This window comes from Pantoea rodasii (assembly GCF_002095465.1).
In the GTDB taxonomy this organism is placed as follows: Bacteria; Pseudomonadota; Gammaproteobacteria; order Enterobacterales; family Enterobacteriaceae; genus Pantoea; species Pantoea rodasii.
In genome coordinates, this window is record NZ_MLFP01000034.1 from 1 (window position 1) to 15,764 (window position 15,764).

Below are 15,764 nucleotides of genomic sequence, written 5' to 3' on the forward strand. Positions count from 1 at the left end.
ATCGCCACAATCTTCATTAGTGGTTTTCATGCTTACTCATGCTTACCCTGTTTTGTTATTTATCATGTAGTTGCATGAACTCAGCCACTGTACATTGTTCCAGTGCTTTTTGACGTTTGCGCAGTTATGCGGCAAACTGTGGGGTAATCGGTGGGGTAACAAAACGGCGTTTCTGGCATGGCGACATCAATTAATAAGTTAAGTGACAGAAAACTTCGCTCATTATTAGGCGTTGAATCAGAGCGGCTGACGAAAATATCTGATGGCGCTGGATTGATGGTGAGAATTACTAAATCTGGCTCAATCACCTGGCTTTTCAAATATCGACTTGGTGGCCGTGATACAGAGGCCAAACTGGCAACGCTTGGGCGCTACCCTGACCTTTCATTGTCCAAGGCTAGGGAAATGCGTGATCAGTGCCGTCAGTGGCTTGCTGAAGGCCGTGACCCACAGAGAATGCTTAAGCTGGACAGAGAGATCACTCTCAAGCCAGCCACTGTGAAAGATGCTATTGAGTATTGGCTTGCTGAGTATGTTGATGGCAATCTGGTTAACGATACCCGCTACCGTGAGCGCTTCGAAAAGCACATATTTCCCCACATTGGAGATTTAGCTCTCTCTGACTGTGAAACGCACCACTGGCTAACCTGCCTCGCCAAAACAAAGAAAACAGCGCCGAGCATAGCTGGTATGCTGCTCCAAATGTCACAGCAGGCGTTCAAATTTTGCCGTGTGCGCCGGTTCGCTGTTTATCACGCACTTGATGGACTGACGATGCAGGATATCGGTGTGAAGGTTAATCGCCGTAAGAGAGTTCTATCTAATCGTGAATTGCGTGATCTGCTTACCGCGCTGAAAACAGATTTCTTTTCCCCTTACTACCAGAACATTATTTACCTGCTGCTGGTGTTCGGTGCCCGAACTGTAGAGCTGAGGCTTTCTGAAATCAGAGAGTGGGATTTAAAGGAAAGACTGTGGACAGTTCCTGAGAGTCACAGCAAGACTGGTGAGAAGATAATCAGGCCAATCCCTGACAAATTGTTCCCCATGATAAACCAGCTGGTGGAAGAGAACAGACACACAGGTTATCTACTCGGCGAGCTAAAAAAGAATACAGCTGTTAGCCAGGTAGGGGCATATGTCGCTAAGAGGCTGGGGCATGATGAGCACTGGCGATTACATGATTTGCGCCGTTCTTTTTCAACCTATATGAACGATTTAGGAATACCTCCCCACATTGTTGAATTGTTACTTGGGCACTCATTGGGCGGTGTTATGGCTGTTTACAACCGAAGCCAATATCTACCTGAAAAGCTGGATGCGTTAAATAAGTGGTATGAACGTTTGGAAATATTCTCAGGTAAAAATAAAAACATCGTAATTTTATCAGAATCCAAAAAAATCAAAGACAGAGGGTAAGGAAATGGCTGACAAAGAGCTTAAATTACCATTTTCGTATTGCAAAATTGAAAGAGGCGCATCCATTCTTGGGGTTAATCCAACTGATTTAATAAACTTAGCAGTTCTAAATAAGATTGAAGTTTGCATGATGTTAAGACATTTCTACAGCAGGGTTTTCCTGAGAGCAAACTTCAGTGAAGTAAAAGATTGGTATGGTACGCTTCAATTAAATAGCAGATGGAATTACCTTGCTGCTACCGCAAGAGAAATATCCAATCAGTCTGTGATTGAGTTTACAAACGCAATGTATAACCAACCAGAAAAACTTATTTCCGGGATTGATGTATTCAATGAGATGGAAGGAAGCAATCACGTAACAGGGGTTGGTTTTGCGTCAGGGCTTTGGCGCATCATGCCTGAACAGTTTGAAGGAACAAATTATGTTGAGAGATTTTTCCCTTCATTTTCACCCTGCCTCACAGGTGGAGAATCTCCTGTCGCTCAGCTTATGCCAGCGCAACCGTTTGAAGATTTCAAAAACGGGAAAAAATTTGATTTTCAAGACCACATATTTACTGCCAGCCATGATGATTTATGGGTAACCAGCTATGACCTCAAAAGGATACACAGAGCGGAATTAGATTTTGATGCTCTACCTGATTTGGGAAGCGTTGAGAGACTTGACATTGAAAAAACGAACAAACCTGAAATTAACATTCGTTCTGAAAAGGCTTTAGAAAGGCACGCACGAAATGAGCTTATAGTTATAAGTGCAGCATTTAAATATAGAGAAGAAAACAGCGAAGAATTCAACTCAGAGTGCATCAAGAAAGATAGTTCTTACAACTATTCTGCGTGGGCAAGAAATGTTATGGACAGGGTAGCCCTGTTCCCTAACCAAGAATGCCCAGTAAGAAGCGCGGATAAAGTTGCTCATTACATCAGCAAAGTATTCAAGTGATTAGCCCATTCTAAAAATTAAAAGGGGTGTTTTAATCTTTATCACACCCTCTTTAATAACAAAAAGCCCTTTCTAATAACTAGACGCCATTTTAAAAGAGTTAAACAGATTTAATACTCGCTCCACACAGCACGAGAACAGAAGGAAATGATTCCTGACGAATGTGCTAAGTGGAGGATTCATGCCAAATACATTATTCAGCCAGCCCACACCTGAACAACGCCGCAACATCCTTGCAGAGTACGGAATTAAATTAGATCGCCGTATTCGTGAGCGTGAATGTCAGGAGATCACCAGTCTTTCCCGCTCTACCCGCTTCACTATGGAAAATGAAGGTCGCTTTCCAACTCGCTGTCACTTTGGGCGCAACAGCTGCGCCTGGCTTCTTTCTGATGTTCTCTGGTGGGTTCGAAATCCTCCGGCAGTAGAGAACGTGAACAACCCATACAGCCGCAAATTGGCGTAAGGGGATGTCATGCAGAATTTGACTATTCAGGGCGCCGGCCCTTTAAAAATGACCAGCAGAGAAATTGCTGTTCTCACTGGTAAAGAGCATTTCCACGTTAAGCGCGATATTGAAAACATGCTCATCGACCTCGGAGAAGATGCATCCAAATTTGGTTGTATCTATTTAGACAGCATGAATCGCCAGCAGAATGAATATCACCTGGACCGCGAACATACGGAATGTTTGATCACTGGCTATAGCACAGTACTACGCATGAAGGTGATTAAACGCATTCGCGAGCTTGAGAGCGCAGGTCAGGCTCTGCCATCACTGCCGGAGGCTCTGCGATTAGCTGCTGATTTGGCAGAGCAAACCATACACCAACAAGCCCAGCTTGCCGAGGCTGCACCAAAATCGATTTGCTGACCGCGTGGCAGATATCAGCAAGGGTATTTCGATCCCTAATTACGCAAAAGCTGTGGGGATTGGGCCCGTCAAACTGTTTGCGTGGATGCGCGACAAAGGAATTCTCATCAGTGACGGCCAGCGCCATAACCTGCCAATGCAGCGCTATATCGATCGCGGTTACTTTGCCGTTCGTCAGAGCACCTATGACGCCCACGGCGAAACACGCGCGTCATTCACGACGATGTTGAGCGGCAAGGGGGAGCAGTGGTTAACGAAAAAGCTGGTGGAGGCTGGAATGCTGGGAGGTGAAAATGCAGGCGCTGAATAAAACAAAAGCGGCCTTGCAGGGCCGCTTATGTCGTACTGATTTATGCCAATTGGATGACCAGGATATCACAGTGATCGATCTGGTCAATAGTGAAGCTGGAAATCCTGCTTCGGAAACGGTAATTCCCGTATCGCTGAGCCATGCCGCTAATAGCGGTGAGGCTTTGCGAGTGACCCAAAGTCACTCACAACCAAAACAACACATAATCTGGGCAGTTCTGAACTTCTATCCCACCGGGGGAAAAATCCCAACCACCAATGGAGGATGGGATTACCAACCCACTGACACCCAAAATTTGGGTGTCGAGTTGCAGATTTGCAACTCACCGCCTCATTTTGAGGTTGTCAGGGAATTCAATAAGTTAGGTTGTTTTTTAACATCATGCATAGGGTGTGCTGCAGTGCAGTACACCCCTCAGGCTGAATCCGCTGTTTTATATCATTTTTGGATTCAAAGCGGGCAATCTTACGCTGTGATGCTTTTAGCTTCTGCTCACAAGCGTCAATTACCCACGCTGAGAAATTTGAACTTGGTTTTTCTGACTTCTCACCTTCAACACAACTGTCAATTTCTTCAATAAGTCCGTGTGGAAATCTGATGTGTTTTTTAGCTGATTTATTGTTGTTGTTGCCAGTAGCCATCTTTGTAATCCATAGGTTAGGTGTGAACACACCATACACTAAAAAAATGGCGATTAAAACTGTTGACGTGGGTACACACTCAAATGTAAGGTGGGTGCACACCAAGTTTGAGTTAAGGTGTACATGTAGCGAAGCCCGGAAGTGCGTCAACACTAACCGGGCCTCTAACCACAACGTTATCTACAGTAACGAGGCAGCTATGCAAGATCATATCACACACCCGCAAGGCGGAATAACTACACCTGGCGTTTTCTAGCTATTAATCGGCACGATAAAAATGCCAAGCCCTGCAGGTTGTCCATTGAAGCCGCAACAGAGCGAGAAGCCCGCCGTATTCTTGCGCCGCATTTCATCCTTTCGCTTGCTGCACGCCTACCACTTCCGGAGGTGCGCAATGCATAGCATTCAAGCCAATCAGCGCCGGAAGAACAGCCGCGGCGAACTGGTCACCGTAATTGCTGCAGCATTCAATCGTGTTGCCTTTGTTCGTGATGGTTTCACATGCCCTTGCACATGGGCAGAAATCCGATTCACCAAAGAATTCACTCAGGTGCAGGGGGTGACTCATGTCTGAGCACAACACAATCATGCTTGATAACGCCCTGTTCGGCATTGAATCGCTGCTTGTTGCGTCAATGGAGTTGGATCACACCGATGAAGGCGAGCACGAAACCGCTATTGAACTGCTGGACATGGTTCTGAAGCGCTGCCGCAAACTGCGTAATTCTATTGATGAGGGGGTGAGCCATGCATAAGCATGAACTCAAGCAGTATGCATCCACAGCAGCTCAGCTGAACTCACTTCTGGTGGTGCTGGCTGGTAGCGGTGATGAGGTATCCAGCGTTGACCGTGAGAACTTAATTGAATTGGCAGAAAAGCTGTCAGGTCAGGTTGCGGCCTTTTTGCTTGCCGAAAGCCACTTGCCGGAGGTGGAACATGCCTAAAGCAAACATCACATCTGTTGGTTCGTCCCGTTTCAACACCGGAATGCAGGGTCTGCATCAAGCCTGCGCGTTATTGATTGCTCTGGAGCATGGCAGCACTGAAATGGAAGGAGATGACGTTACCGCCGCTATTGCTGGAATTAATAACATCGTTCGCGGCGTCAGCCAGGACATGGATCAGGCCATGTTGGAGGGGGCGAATAATGCGTGATATTTACCATCTCATTTCTGGCACTGATTTTCGCTCAATGAGCGACAGCGATTTAATCATGGCTGCAGATCAGTACGATGCCGCCGCTATCGGTATCACCAGTGCTTTGAGCCTGATTGGAAACCTGATTTTTGAAGCTGACTGCAGCGGGGAATATTCAGGAGATGAAGCCAAACGAGATTTAGCGCTGGCGGGTTCTGCGCTGCGCAACCTCCCGAGGCTTCAACAGGCATTGCTTTCAAATGCTGATCACGCACGTACCGAGCAGAGTAAGCGTGAAAACAAAGGGGCGAGAAAATGACAGCACGACTGCGTAAAGCCCCCAACGTTAAACACCTGCCACTTGATCCCGGTGAAGAAGCAATCATTTTTGCGGGGGATGATGCCTGGACGTTTGCTAAAGCGTGGCAGGACTCAAACCCGATGAATGACAAGACGCCACCGGTAGTTCTGAGCAGCAAAGAATTAAATGACCTCAATTCTCTCACGATAGTCAGTGAGGGACGTCATTACGTGAGCGTATATCGCGGCGGCAACCTGAGTGAGATTCAGAAAACCATGATAGCCACTAAGCTTGCGCTGGCTGGTGTCAGGTCTGCACAGCTGTATAGCGAGGCTTACCTGCTGCTTGAGGACTGGAGCTCTCAACTGCCACGGCTCAGAGATGAAGCGGAAAAAGGCGAAAGCGTTGTTATCAGCCTGCCAGTGAAGAACGTCAGGCCAGAGCCGGGTGAAGAACTGAAAGCGCGAGTTGAGAGCCGGGATGATGGCTTGTTCTGGATCACGCCAAAGGTCGATAAAGACAGCGGTGAGATCATAAACAATGAGGCATGGCTTTGTTCGCCTCTTGAGGTAGTCGGTTCAGGTAGTGACGGCGCAGAGCGTTATCTGGTGCTCCGCTGGCGCTCACCTCGCGGCAAAGAAGATATTACCCGGCCAATTCCAAGCGCTGATATTGGTGAGCGTGACGGCTGGAGAGCGTTAAAGGCTGGTGGCGTGAATGTCACGACTAAGAGTTCATTCCGGGCAATCCTGGCTGACTGGCTACAGCAAAGTGGCAGCGGTCAGGAATGGATCATCAGTCAAACCACTGGCTGGCACCATGGCGCTTACATTATGCCTGACGGTGAAGTGATCGGAGAGCCAGAGACGCCAATCCTATTTAACGGGCGCAGTGCTGCCGCATCTGGCTATGCAGTATCGGGAACGCCTGACAGCTGGAAGAAATCAGTGTCACGTTTGGCATGCGGTAACCCGTCAATGATGCTGGGAGTTGCTGCCGCGCTCTCTGCGCCACTGATTGGGCTGGTGGGCGCTGATGGGTTCGGGGTGCATCTGTTCGAACAGTCGAGCGCTGGTAAGACAACCACGGCCAACATTGCCAGCAGCTTATGGGGTGAGCCAGATGCGTTGCGCCTGACGTGGTACGGCACTGCATTGGGTATAGCCAACGAAGCAGAGGCGCACAATGACAGCCTGTTACCGCTTGATGAGATTGGTCAGGGCAGCAGCGCTAAAGATGTAGCCACTTCGGCATACACGCTGTTTAACGGTGCAGGAAAGCTGCAGGGTGCCAAAGAGGGAGGTAACCGGGAGCTTAAGCGCTGGCGCACAGTAGCGATCAGTACCGGTGAAATGGATATCGAGACGTTTCTTGCTGCTGGTGGTGTTCGTGTTAAAGCCGGGCAACTGGTTCGTCTGCTGAATATCCCAATGGAGAAGGCTTCAGTTTTCCATGATTACCAGAACGGCAAACAGCACGCCGATGCGCTGAAAGAGGCATATCAGGCCAATCATGGCGCAGCAGGACGCGAGTGGGTTCGTTATCTGGCGCTCCACCAGCAGGAGGCTAAACAGGCGGTGCGTGAGGCTCAGGCGCGTTGGCGAGCACTGATACCCGCTGATTATGGGGAGCAGGTGCACAGGTTGGTGAGCGTTTCGCCATACTGGAGGCTGCGTTAGTGATGGGAACGGCTATCACCGGATGGACGGAGCTACAAAGCCGTGATGCCATTCAGCATTGCTTTAACGCCTGGGTGAAAGAGTTTGGCACCGGCAACAAGGAGCATCAGCAGATCATCGAACAGTGCGAAGCGTTTCTGAATGCTTATGGTATTGGCCGTTTTGCACCGCTCAATTATGACTCACGTGATATGCCTATCGCTGATTTGATGGGATACCGTGATAGCGGTGAGCAGTTTGACGATCCCATGCTGTTCTACGTGCTGCCGGAGCCGTTCAAAAAGCATGTTGCCGGAACGCATAATAAGGACGTGGCCGCAAGAATCCTGCATGAGGCAGGCATGCTCAGGAAGCCGCCTAACGGTAAGAACTGGCAGATAAGGACGCCGCGCCTTAAGCACCTGAATAATGCCCGGCCATGGACTTACGTTCTGCTGTTTGCCCCGGGTGGGGAAGATGGTGAAGATGAATAATCACACACGAGTTTAAAAACACTTGTCCCACTTATCCCAAACGTACTTATTAAATATTAAGTTAATGATATATAGGGTTATTTATATTTAAATCTGGGATGAAAGTGGGATAAGTCAGGGGTGTTTTGGGATAAGTTGGGATGAAAATGGGATAAATGCTGACTGCCGTCAGGCTGGGATAAGTCTAAAAACGGTCGATTTGTCCCAAAATCGGGGCGACTTGTCCCAATTTCTTTAAACGATTTCAAATAAAACAATGACTTATTTTTTCTGGGATAAGTGGGACAAGTGGGATAAGTCGTTTTGCATCTATATACAAAAGTGAGGACTTTATGACTACTAAACTGACCAACGAACAGATTTACTCACAGGTGTTCATTCAGAAAATTGCAGAGCATCAGGATCACTTTGGCATGCCGGGTAGCAAAACTGATTTGCAGCTTATGCCACTGAGTGATTACCGTGACATGTCACAGCGTGATGCGTTCTTCTATGTCGATCACAACGGCTTCCTTCGCCACCAGTTTTCCGGTGAGGTGATGGCGTCAAGTAAGCAGCAACTTGATATCCTCATCGATCAGTTAAAAGCGAAAAGGCAATTCCTTGAGGATGCTATGGACTGCGCGAAAGAATAGATTTGTAAATTATTCGTTTGTATCCGTTCGAGGCTGTACGGGATAAAAAACCGCTGTTTACTCAGTTTCTTACATGTATATCTTGATATGTGGCACTCAGACGTGAGCCGCCACTGGCCGTTTGGTTTCCTTGCCTTGACATGGGCTTCCTTCCCAAACGGCCTCCCCCTTCCGAGCTGGTTTCACGTCTCAACTTACTCATTGTCACGAGAAACCATTCATGAAAAAACTGTTTGAACTGCGTCAGCAGAAAACCGCCCTCAAGAACGAAATGCGCACGCTTCTCACTGTCGCCGATGGTGAAAAACGCAGCCTGACCGATGAAGAAGGCAAAAAGTTTGAAGAGCTTCGTGCTCAGGCTGACGCGCTGGAAGTTGAAATCAGCCGCCTTGAAGCCGTGCAGGAAGAAGAGCGTAATCTGCCTGGCACCTCAATGACCGGCAAAAGCGTCACTAACGACGAACTCCGCACCTATATCCTTACTGGCGAACGCCGCGCACTCTCCACTGCCGTTGGCGCTGATGGTGGCTATACCGTTATCCCTGAGCTGGACAAAGAAGTTATGCGCCAGATGCAGGATGACAGCGTCATGCGTCAGATCGCTACCGTGAAGACTACCAAGACCAGCGAATATAAAAAGCTGGTGTCTGTAGGTGGTGCAGTGGTGAATCATGCCTCTGAAGGTGATCAGCGTACCGAGACCGCGACTCCGAAACTGGAAGAAGTTTCAATCAAGATGAACACCATCTATGCCTATCCGAAAACCACTCAGGAGATTCTCGACTTCTCCGAAGTGGATATTCTGGGCTGGCTCACCTCTGAAATCTCTGACACGTTCACCGCCACTGAAGATGAAGATTTTGTCAGCGGCGATGGAGTGAAGAAGGCGAAAGGCTTCCTGAGCTATCCACGCGCTGCGACTGGTGATAAGACCCGCCCATTCGGCACGCTGGAAAAAATGGTCACAGCCGGTGCTGCGCCTACCGCTGATGAGCTGATCGATCTCCTGTTCAAACTGAAATCTAAATACCGTAAAAACGCGGTGTGGGTAATGAACTCCAACTCAGCCGCTGCACTGCAAAAGCTGAAGAATGGCAATGGTGATTACATCTGGCGTGATCGTCTGGTGGCTGGCTCGCCTGATACCCTGCTGGGCCGTCCGGTGTACTACCTCGAAAACCTGTCTGACGCTGAAGCCGGTGAGCCGGTTCTGGCTGTGGGTGATTTCAAGCGCGGTTACTACGTTGTGGATCACACCACCGGCGTTCGCACCCGCCCTGACAACATCACTGAGCCGGGCTTCTACAAAGTGAACACCGATAAATATGTTGGTGGCGGCGTGGTGGACTCCAACGCGATCAAAGTGCTGGAAATTGCTGGCTCAGGTTCCTGATTCAGTTAACGAGGGGGCTTCGGCCCCTTTTCAGTCTTTGTGGAGCACACCAATGAATCAAAAAGAATTTGAAATCCGCACATCTGAAGTCACCGCCAGCGATAAAAAGCTGGTGGGCTATGCCGTCCTCTGGAACAGCCTGTCAGAAGTTATCTGGGATGAATTCCGCGAGCAGTTTGCGCCCAATGCATTCACTGACAGCCTGGCTGCTGGTGGAGACGTTCGTGCACTGTATGAGCATGACTATACCCAACTGCTGGGCCGCACCAAATCCGGCACTCTCCAGCTGTCGCAGGACGATACCGGGTTGCGCTTTGAGCTGACGCCGCCTGATACACAGTTAGGCCGTGATGTTCTGACGCTGGTGGAGCGTGGCGATCTGTCTGGCATGAGCTTCGGCTTTCGTGCGCTTAAAGAATCGTGGGATATCGGGAAATCGCCTTATCTGCGCACCATCACCACGGCTGAGCTGATTGAAATCACCGTCACCAGCATGCCTGCCTACCCGGAAAGCGCCGTAGATGTAGCGCAGCGTTCTCTCTTTATCCAGCATCCCGAGTTGCGCAGTAACACCGACAACCGCCGCCGCTGGGCCGAATTAGCGGGGCTGTGATATGTGGCCATTCCGTAGAAAAGAAGAACAGCGCAGCTTCACAGCTGATGAAGTCATGATGATGATGGGCATCCCTAATACCGGATCAGGCGAATATGTCTCATCCAGCACAGCGGAATCACTGCCGGCTGTCATGAATGCTATATCGGTCATCAGTGAAGCCGTGGCAACCATGCCGTGCTTTCTCTATCAGGTGCGCCATAAAGACGGGCAGGAAGAGCGGGAATGGCTGAGTAATCACGCCGTGGATTTCCTGCTTAACGAAAACCCCAATGAGGTGCAGACGGCCTATCAGTTCAAGCGCACGATGATGCGTCACTGCCTGCTGAACGGTAACGCTTATGCTGTGATCAAGTGGGGCCGGGACGGTCAGCCGCAATCACTCTATCCATATGCGCCGGGTTCTGTGGTGCCAGAGCGCATCGGCGAGCGCAAGTTCCGTTACACCATTACCGAGCCGTATACGGGAAAAGTTAACGTATACCTTCAGGATGAAATCCTTCATCTGCGCTATGCCACTGAAGACGGTTTTCTTGGTCGATCACCGATCACCATCTGCCGTGAAGCGCTGGGGCTCGGTCTTGCTCAGCAGCGTCATGGTGCCAGCGTCATGAAGAACGGGTTGATGGCCTCATCTGTCGTGAAAACCAAAGAGTGGTTTGATGATGTGAAAGGCAAAAAGGCGCTGGACGCGCTTGAGCGTTACAAAGGCGCAAAAAATGCAGGTAAAACACCCATCCTTGAGGGTGGCATGGACTTTGAGCAGCTTGGCATGAGCAATCAGGATGCAGAGTGGATCGCATCACGCCGGTTCACCATTGAAGACATTGCACGAATGTTTAACGTCTCGCCCATCTTCCTGCAGGACTACAGCAACAGCACATACAGCAACTTCAGCGAAGCAAGCCGCGCCTTTGCCACGATGACCATGCGTCCGTGGCTGACCAACTTTGAGCAGCAGATCAAAGCGGCGCTCGTTGCTTCCCCTTCAGTGCCCGGCGTCCGCTATCAGGTTGAGTTTGATACCGCTGACCTGTTGCGTGGCACGCCAAAAGAGCGCTACGAGAACTATCAGACAGGCATCAAAAATGGCTTCCTGAGCCCTAATAACGCCCGATTACTGGAAGGCCTTCCGCCGCGTGATGGCGGTGATGAGTTCAGTCAGGCATGGAAGCAGGAAGTGAAGGTCAGTAGCGGTAAGGAGACAGAAAAATGAGAGTCGGAGAGATGAAGCACCGCCTTGAGATGCTTTGTAAGGGGCATTTCAATGGCTGAATTGATTACCCTAGCCGAAGTAAAGCGGCACTGTCGTATTGAAGATGATTATGACTATGAAGATACGCTGATCGAAGCATATATCGCTGCAGCTCTGGAAGTCTGTCAAAAGCATATTGGCAAACGCTTCGACAGCGACACACCGGATATTAATTTTAATCCTGCGCTGAAGGTGGGCTGCATGATGTACATCTCTCAACTGTACGAGTACCGCACTACTATCAGCGATATTGAGGCCAAAGAGATTCCATTGGCCATTTCCGCGCTCTGGTCAGCTTTCCGCGATCCGGGAGTGTACTGATATGCCATGGCAACCCTTACGCCGGTGTACTGAGCCGGGATGCAACAAGCGTGTGAAGTCTGGTAAGTGCGATGTGCATAAGCGTGCAGTACAGCGCCAGCAGGACGAGCGCAGAGGTGGACGCCGTGAACGTGGTTATTCCGCAGCGTGGGAGAAGTATCGCCTGCAATTCCTCAAGTCTAATCCGCTGTGCGTCGAATGCCTGAGGCAGGGCCTGTATGTGCCTGCAAAGGTGGTGGATCACATCATCCCTATTCATGGTGGCGATGACGTGCTGTTCTGGCCGTCATGGAATCATCAGGGCCTGTGTCAGACACACCACAATCAGAAGACCGTGCAGCAGGACCCCACCACCAAAGCAAACCGTAAGGCTGGCATGTATCGCGAGCAGGAAGAGTGTGCAGCTAACCGCAATGACTGGATGCATGAGGCTAACCATGAATGAGAAAGACGTGACCAATCTGTATCGCTCACTGATGAACAGCCGTGAAAGCTTCATGCAAACCCGCAACAGAGCGCGTGAGCGCCTCGCTGAGCCACGCATGACGCCACGTGATCGAGAGCTCAGGGAATGTATGCGCAACCGCTGACGGCCAGCGCAGAGGGGGTGGGGGTGTATTTCAGGACAAAACCATAAGGCCAAGGCACCGCCCGCCCCCTCAAATTTTTACGCACGGTGATTTTTTTGAAAATAAAACGAGCAGGAAAATAAATTTTTTATGGCCAGACCTCCGAAACCGCCAGCTTATCTCGATGAGATTGCGGCCCTGCAATGGAAGGCAAAGGCTAAGCAGCTGGCGGAACGTGGAGACCTGACGCCAGCCGACTGGAACAGCTTAGAGCTTTACTGCGTGAACTATTCGATGTACCGCCGAGCAGTGGCAGACCTTGAGCGGCGTGGCTTCAGCATCACTAACAGTCAGGGCGGCGAGAGTCGAAACCCGGCGCTGAGTGCGAAAGCTGACGCCGAAAAATCATGATCAAAATGTCTGCGCTGCTTGGATTCGATCCGGTCAGCCGCCGTAAAACACCGGTTGAAACTGAAGAGGAAGATGAGCTTGACCGTCTGGCATAACTACGCGAACGCCATAAAATCGGGCGAAATTCCCGCCTGTAAACGGGTAAAACAGGCCGTCGAACGCTACTTTTCCGACCTGAATGATCCGCGTTACTGGTTCGATACCGCCACAGTTGAGCGTTTTATAGCGTTCTCCCGGCTGTGTCCGCACGTCAAAGGGCCATTGCGCGGAAAACCAATAGAGCTGGTGCCGTGGCAGCAGTTCGCTTTTGCGTGCCTCCTTGGCTTTAAAGTGATGGAAACCGGACGCCGTAAATTCAAAAGCGCTTACATTCAGGTGCCGCGTAAAAATGCCAAATCCACCGTGGCCGCCATGCTGTCCAGCTGGTTTCTGGTGATGGAGGAAGGGCAGCAGGATATTTATACCGCCGCTGTCAGCCGCGATCAGGCCCGTATCGTGTTCGATGATGCGCGGCAGATGTGCCTGCTGTCTAAGCCACTGCGCAAGCGCCTGACTATTCAGCAGCACAAGATGATTTACGCCAAATCTAACAGTCTCCTTAAGCCTCTTGCCGCCAAAGCCGCGACCATTGAGGGCACAAACCCCAGCCTTGCCGTGGTGGATGAGTACCACCTGCATCCGGATAACGGAGTTTATTCAGCCCTGGAGCTGGGCATGGGCGCTCGTCCTGAAGGTGTGCTATTCGCGATCACCACTGCGGGCAGCAATATTATCTCAGCCTGCAAGCAGCATTATGACTACTGCTGCCAGATTCTTGAGGGTGAAGAAGTCAACGAGTCGCAGTTCGCGCTCATTTACGAGCTGGACGACGAAGCGGAGATTGATGACCCGGCCATGTGGATAAAGGCCAATCCTAACTTGAATGTCTCAGTGGATGGTGATGCGCTGGGCGATGTTATTGCAAAGGCTCGGGGCATCCCTTCGCAGTGGGTGGAAATGCTCACCAAGCGTTTCAATATCTGGTGTCAGGGTGCTACGCCGTGGATGGGCGCGGGTGCATGGGATGGATGCAAAGCTGATTACAGTGAATCTGACCTGAAAGGCATGAGCTGCTATGCAGGACTGGACCTGTCATCAACCAGCGATATCTCCAGCGTCTGTTACACCTTCCCTTTCGGTAATGAGCTGCGTCTGCTGACGCGCCACTATGTTCCAGAGGCGCAACTGAACAACGTTGCTAACAAAAACCGCAGCGTGTACCGGCAGTGGGCTAAGGCTGGCTGGATTCGCACTACCCCCGGTGACTGCATCGATTATGACCGTATCCGTGATGACATTCTGCGCGATGCGGAGATGTTTGGTATTAGCCTGGTGGGATTCGATACGTGGAATGCCACACACCTCAGAACTCAGTTACAGGGCGCAGGCCTCGACGTGGAGCCGTTCCAGCAGACGTATACCCGCTTCAGTCCGGTGGCCAAGTCGCTGGAGGTATTCGTGAACCGGCAGGTGGTGCGCCATAATGGCGATCCGGTTCTCGCCTGGGCAATCAGTAATGTGGTGATGGAGACTGATGCAAACGCCAACATCAAGCCCAACAAGAAGAAGTCAGCTAACAAGATAGACCCTGCTATTGCCGCCCTGATGGCATTCGGTACCTGGCAGGCAGAGCATGAAGATTTTGAGTTCAGCATGAGCGATACACATAAACAGCGTCTGGCGACTTTTACGGGCATTTGAGGTGGACATGAACCAGAAAGATATTGCTGAAGCGCTTGCAGCAGCCATGAAGCGAGACGGGCATGAGCTGGACGGTGCTGATCGCCTGATTATCCGTAACACGGTATCGGGCAGTATGGCATCGCAGCGCAGGCGTGAGAGCTATGCACGTTCGGCGGCGGGGTCATTTAATTGGCAGAAAAAAACTCCTCCTCGAGCATAATCTTTTAATCTTCTTCGTATATGCTCCACCTAATAAGGAGAAGGTTATGAGTGAAGATTATTTCGATTATGACGCGTGGGAGAGAAGCCGCCCTACGCTTACTGAACAAAAAAGTCATCCGAACCATTGGTTCAATAGAGCATCGGACCTAAGAGCTTCAGCTCATGTCTTATGGCTGGTCATTGAATCAAAGCAAGTTCAAAAAGATATAGGTTATGGTGGTAGTTTTTCATTAGGTATTGCTTGCTACCCCGTATATCAGATGCTGTGTGGATTGGCTTTGGAATTGATAATGAAGGCCGTCATAACTCAAAAAAAATACCTTTGAAAAAGACGCACGATTTGAATGCCCTCGCAAATGATCTTGGCCTACCTGTTGATGACAAGAGAAAAAAACTTCTTAAATATTATAAGCATTACATTGAATGGTCAGGCCGCTACCCTGTACCGCTAAGTGGAAAGGATGAGGATTTAACTTCATTTTGGGCTCTCGCGAATTCAGTAACAATGACTCATACAACACCATTCAAGGGTTCAAAATTGAAAGTTTATCGCTCTAATGGAGCTACAAACTGGAAGCATTTCGATGACGTGTGGTGCTCAGTGGCTGAGATGTTTAAATTTAATGACCATGAATAGCTGCACATGGAAGATGCAGCTACCGCCTCTTTTCCATTGCAGCACTAACTGCTGGTATACTCGCGCTCGATTGGTTCTCATGCTTTTTCCTGCATTTGCTGCTGTGCGCTGTTCTGTGGGGTAATTCGTGGGGTAATAATTGTAATAAATTGATTCACCATCAATTAAAACCTTATAGATTCAACAGGATAAATAAAAATGCTCAGCT

21 protein-coding genes and 3 pseudogenes are annotated in these 15,764 nt (G+C 49.8%); 23 read left to right on the top strand and 1 reads right to left on the bottom strand.

Annotated features, from left to right (window positions below):
• The first annotated feature begins 177 nt into the window (after positions 1-177).
• From HA45_RS22395 to HA45_RS27535, 5 genes are all read left to right on the top strand, one after another.
• The gene (locus HA45_RS22395; RefSeq protein WP_100701854.1) at positions 178-1,419 is read left to right on the top strand and encodes a tyrosine-type recombinase/integrase; all 1,242 of its coding nucleotides are present in this window, start codon (positions 178-180) and stop codon (positions 1,417-1,419) included.
• 4 nt (positions 1,420-1,423) lie between these two features.
• The gene (locus HA45_RS22400; RefSeq protein WP_100701855.1) at positions 1,424-2,362 is read left to right on the top strand and encodes a hypothetical protein; all 939 of its coding nucleotides are present in this window, start codon (positions 1,424-1,426) and stop codon (positions 2,360-2,362) included.
• 181 nt (positions 2,363-2,543) lie between these two features.
• Complete coding sequence (locus tag HA45_RS22405) at positions 2,544-2,828, top strand: helix-turn-helix transcriptional regulator (protein WP_100701856.1); 285 nt, start codon at positions 2,544-2,546, stop codon at positions 2,826-2,828.
• Between the two features lie 9 nt (positions 2,829-2,837).
• Positions 2,838-3,236 carry a Rha family transcriptional regulator gene (locus HA45_RS27530; RefSeq protein WP_169718928.1) on the top strand — a complete coding sequence of 133 codons (399 nt, stop codon included), beginning with the start codon at positions 2,838-2,840 and terminating at the stop codon, positions 3,234-3,236.
• A 4-nt stretch (positions 3,237-3,240) separates the two neighbouring features.
• The gene (locus tag HA45_RS27535; RefSeq protein ID WP_169718929.1) at positions 3,241-3,546 is read left to right on the top strand and encodes a phage antirepressor KilAC domain-containing protein; all 306 of its coding nucleotides are present in this window, start codon (positions 3,241-3,243) and stop codon (positions 3,544-3,546) included.
• Between the two features lie 353 nt (positions 3,547-3,899).
• On the opposite strand, the gene HA45_RS29195 is transcribed toward HA45_RS27535, so the two are convergent.
• Positions 3,900-4,187: a YlcI/YnfO family protein gene (locus HA45_RS29195; RefSeq protein WP_128599061.1), complete on the bottom strand. Its 288-nt coding sequence runs from the start codon at positions 4,185-4,187 to the stop codon at positions 3,900-3,902.
• Positions 4,188-4,436: 249 nt separating this feature from the next.
• On the opposite strand from HA45_RS29195, the pseudogene HA45_RS22420 reads away from it, so the two are divergent.
• From HA45_RS22420 to HA45_RS22505, 18 genes and pseudogenes are all read left to right on the top strand, one after another.
• Positions 4,437-4,589 (top strand): annotated as a pseudogene (locus tag HA45_RS22420) (host cell division inhibitor Icd-like protein); the annotation flags it as partial.
• Positions 4,582-4,761, top strand: coding sequence for a DUF4222 domain-containing protein (locus HA45_RS22425; protein WP_100701860.1), 180 nt, complete (start codon positions 4,582-4,584; stop codon positions 4,759-4,761). The pseudogene HA45_RS22420 and the gene HA45_RS22425, both read left to right, overlap by 8 nt.
• The gene (locus HA45_RS22430) at positions 4,754-4,942 is read left to right on the top strand and encodes a hypothetical protein (RefSeq protein WP_100701861.1); all 189 of its coding nucleotides are present in this window, start codon (positions 4,754-4,756) and stop codon (positions 4,940-4,942) included. The genes HA45_RS22425 and HA45_RS22430 overlap by 8 nt, the downstream gene beginning before the upstream one ends.
• Positions 4,935-5,132, top strand: a complete 198-nt coding sequence (locus HA45_RS22435) for a hypothetical protein (protein WP_100701862.1) — start codon at positions 4,935-4,937, stop codon at positions 5,130-5,132. The genes HA45_RS22430 and HA45_RS22435 overlap by 8 nt, the downstream gene beginning before the upstream one ends.
• The gene (locus tag HA45_RS22440; RefSeq protein WP_100701863.1) at positions 5,125-5,343 is read left to right on the top strand and encodes a hypothetical protein; all 219 of its coding nucleotides are present in this window, start codon (positions 5,125-5,127) and stop codon (positions 5,341-5,343) included. The genes HA45_RS22435 and HA45_RS22440 overlap by 8 nt, the downstream gene beginning before the upstream one ends.
• Positions 5,336-5,644, top strand: a complete 309-nt coding sequence (locus HA45_RS22445; RefSeq protein WP_100701864.1) for a hypothetical protein — start codon at positions 5,336-5,338, stop codon at positions 5,642-5,644. Before HA45_RS22440 ends, HA45_RS22445 begins: the two co-directional genes overlap by 8 nt.
• A pseudogene (locus tag HA45_RS22450) lies at positions 5,641-7,778 on the top strand (DUF927 domain-containing protein). Before HA45_RS22445 ends, HA45_RS22450 begins: the two are co-directional and overlap by 4 nt.
• A 332-nt stretch (positions 7,779-8,110) precedes the next feature.
• Positions 8,111-8,413, top strand: coding sequence for a hypothetical protein (locus HA45_RS22455; protein ID WP_100701866.1), 303 nt, complete (start codon positions 8,111-8,113; stop codon positions 8,411-8,413).
• A 220-nt stretch (positions 8,414-8,633) separates the two neighbouring features.
• The gene (locus HA45_RS22460) at positions 8,634-9,806 is read left to right on the top strand and encodes a phage major capsid protein (RefSeq protein WP_100701867.1); all 1,173 of its coding nucleotides are present in this window, start codon (positions 8,634-8,636) and stop codon (positions 9,804-9,806) included.
• A gap of 52 nt (positions 9,807-9,858) precedes the next feature.
• On the top strand, positions 9,859-10,419 hold the full coding sequence (locus HA45_RS22465) for an HK97 family phage prohead protease (protein WP_100701868.1): 561 nt from the start codon (positions 9,859-9,861) through the stop codon (positions 10,417-10,419).
• 1 nt (position 10,420) lies between these two features.
• Positions 10,421-11,635, top strand: a complete 1,215-nt coding sequence (locus HA45_RS22470; protein ID WP_100701869.1) for a phage portal protein — start codon at positions 10,421-10,423, stop codon at positions 11,633-11,635.
• A 51-nt stretch (positions 11,636-11,686) separates the two neighbouring features.
• Positions 11,687-11,995, top strand: coding sequence for a head-tail connector protein (locus HA45_RS22475; protein ID WP_100701870.1), 309 nt, complete (start codon positions 11,687-11,689; stop codon positions 11,993-11,995).
• A 1-nt stretch (position 11,996) separates the two neighbouring features.
• The gene (locus HA45_RS22480; RefSeq protein WP_100701871.1) at positions 11,997-12,440 is read left to right on the top strand and encodes an HNH endonuclease signature motif containing protein; all 444 of its coding nucleotides are present in this window, start codon (positions 11,997-11,999) and stop codon (positions 12,438-12,440) included.
• Positions 12,433-12,585 carry a hypothetical protein gene (locus HA45_RS27540; RefSeq protein ID WP_167390567.1) on the top strand — a complete coding sequence of 51 codons (153 nt, stop codon included), beginning with the start codon at positions 12,433-12,435 and terminating at the stop codon, positions 12,583-12,585. Before HA45_RS22480 ends, HA45_RS27540 begins: the two co-directional genes overlap by 8 nt.
• 129 nt (positions 12,586-12,714) lie before the next feature.
• A pseudogene (locus HA45_RS22490) lies at positions 12,715-13,070 on the top strand (phage terminase small subunit P27 family).
• Positions 13,054-14,715: a terminase large subunit gene (locus tag HA45_RS22495; RefSeq protein ID WP_100701963.1), complete on the top strand. Its 1,662-nt coding sequence runs from the start codon at positions 13,054-13,056 to the stop codon at positions 14,713-14,715. Before HA45_RS22490 ends, HA45_RS22495 begins: the two are co-directional and overlap by 17 nt.
• A gap of 7 nt (positions 14,716-14,722) precedes the next feature.
• Positions 14,723-14,917: a hypothetical protein gene (locus HA45_RS22500; RefSeq protein WP_128599062.1), complete on the top strand. Its 195-nt coding sequence runs from the start codon at positions 14,723-14,725 to the stop codon at positions 14,915-14,917.
• A 46-nt stretch (positions 14,918-14,963) separates the two neighbouring features.
• Entirely contained in the window at positions 14,964-15,245 is a 282-nt protein-coding gene (locus tag HA45_RS22505; RefSeq protein WP_128599063.1) for a hypothetical protein, read from the top strand.
• Positions 15,246-15,764 lie beyond the last annotated feature (519 nt).

Bases quoted from the DNA above. Each gene is read 5' to 3' on its own strand.
- HA45_RS22505 (WP_128599063.1), top strand. From the start codon at position 14,964: ATGAGTGAAGATTATTTCGATTATGACGCGTGGGAGAGAAGCCGCCCT.
- HA45_RS22460 (WP_100701867.1), top strand. From the start codon at position 8,634: ATGAAAAAACTGTTTGAACTGCGTCAGCAGAAAACCGCCCTCAAGAAC.
- HA45_RS22435 (WP_100701862.1), top strand. From the start codon at position 4,935: ATGCATAAGCATGAACTCAAGCAGTATGCATCCACAGCAGCTCAGCTG.
- HA45_RS22445 (WP_100701864.1), top strand. From the start codon at position 5,336: ATGCGTGATATTTACCATCTCATTTCTGGCACTGATTTTCGCTCAATG.
- HA45_RS22475 (WP_100701870.1), top strand. From the start codon at position 11,687: ATGGCTGAATTGATTACCCTAGCCGAAGTAAAGCGGCACTGTCGTATT.
- HA45_RS22430 (WP_100701861.1), top strand. From the start codon at position 4,754: ATGTCTGAGCACAACACAATCATGCTTGATAACGCCCTGTTCGGCATT.
- HA45_RS22480 (WP_100701871.1), top strand. From the start codon at position 11,997: ATGCCATGGCAACCCTTACGCCGGTGTACTGAGCCGGGATGCAACAAG.
- HA45_RS22465 (WP_100701868.1), top strand. From the start codon at position 9,859: ATGAATCAAAAAGAATTTGAAATCCGCACATCTGAAGTCACCGCCAGC.
- HA45_RS27540 (WP_167390567.1), top strand. From the start codon at position 12,433: ATGAATGAGAAAGACGTGACCAATCTGTATCGCTCACTGATGAACAGC.
- HA45_RS22395 (WP_100701854.1), top strand. From the start codon at position 178: ATGGCGACATCAATTAATAAGTTAAGTGACAGAAAACTTCGCTCATTA.
- HA45_RS22425 (WP_100701860.1), top strand. From the start codon at position 4,582: ATGCATAGCATTCAAGCCAATCAGCGCCGGAAGAACAGCCGCGGCGAA.
- HA45_RS22400 (WP_100701855.1), top strand. From the start codon at position 1,424: ATGGCTGACAAAGAGCTTAAATTACCATTTTCGTATTGCAAAATTGAA.
- HA45_RS22500 (WP_128599062.1), top strand. From the start codon at position 14,723: ATGAACCAGAAAGATATTGCTGAAGCGCTTGCAGCAGCCATGAAGCGA.
- HA45_RS27530 (WP_169718928.1), top strand. From the start codon at position 2,838: ATGCAGAATTTGACTATTCAGGGCGCCGGCCCTTTAAAAATGACCAGC.
- HA45_RS22440 (WP_100701863.1), top strand. From the start codon at position 5,125: ATGCCTAAAGCAAACATCACATCTGTTGGTTCGTCCCGTTTCAACACC.
- HA45_RS22405 (WP_100701856.1), top strand. From the start codon at position 2,544: ATGCCAAATACATTATTCAGCCAGCCCACACCTGAACAACGCCGCAAC.
- HA45_RS22470 (WP_100701869.1), top strand. From the start codon at position 10,421: ATGTGGCCATTCCGTAGAAAAGAAGAACAGCGCAGCTTCACAGCTGAT.
- HA45_RS29195 (WP_128599061.1), bottom strand. From the start codon at position 4,187: ATGGCTACTGGCAACAACAACAATAAATCAGCTAAAAAACACATCAGA.
- HA45_RS22455 (WP_100701866.1), top strand. From the start codon at position 8,111: ATGACTACTAAACTGACCAACGAACAGATTTACTCACAGGTGTTCATT.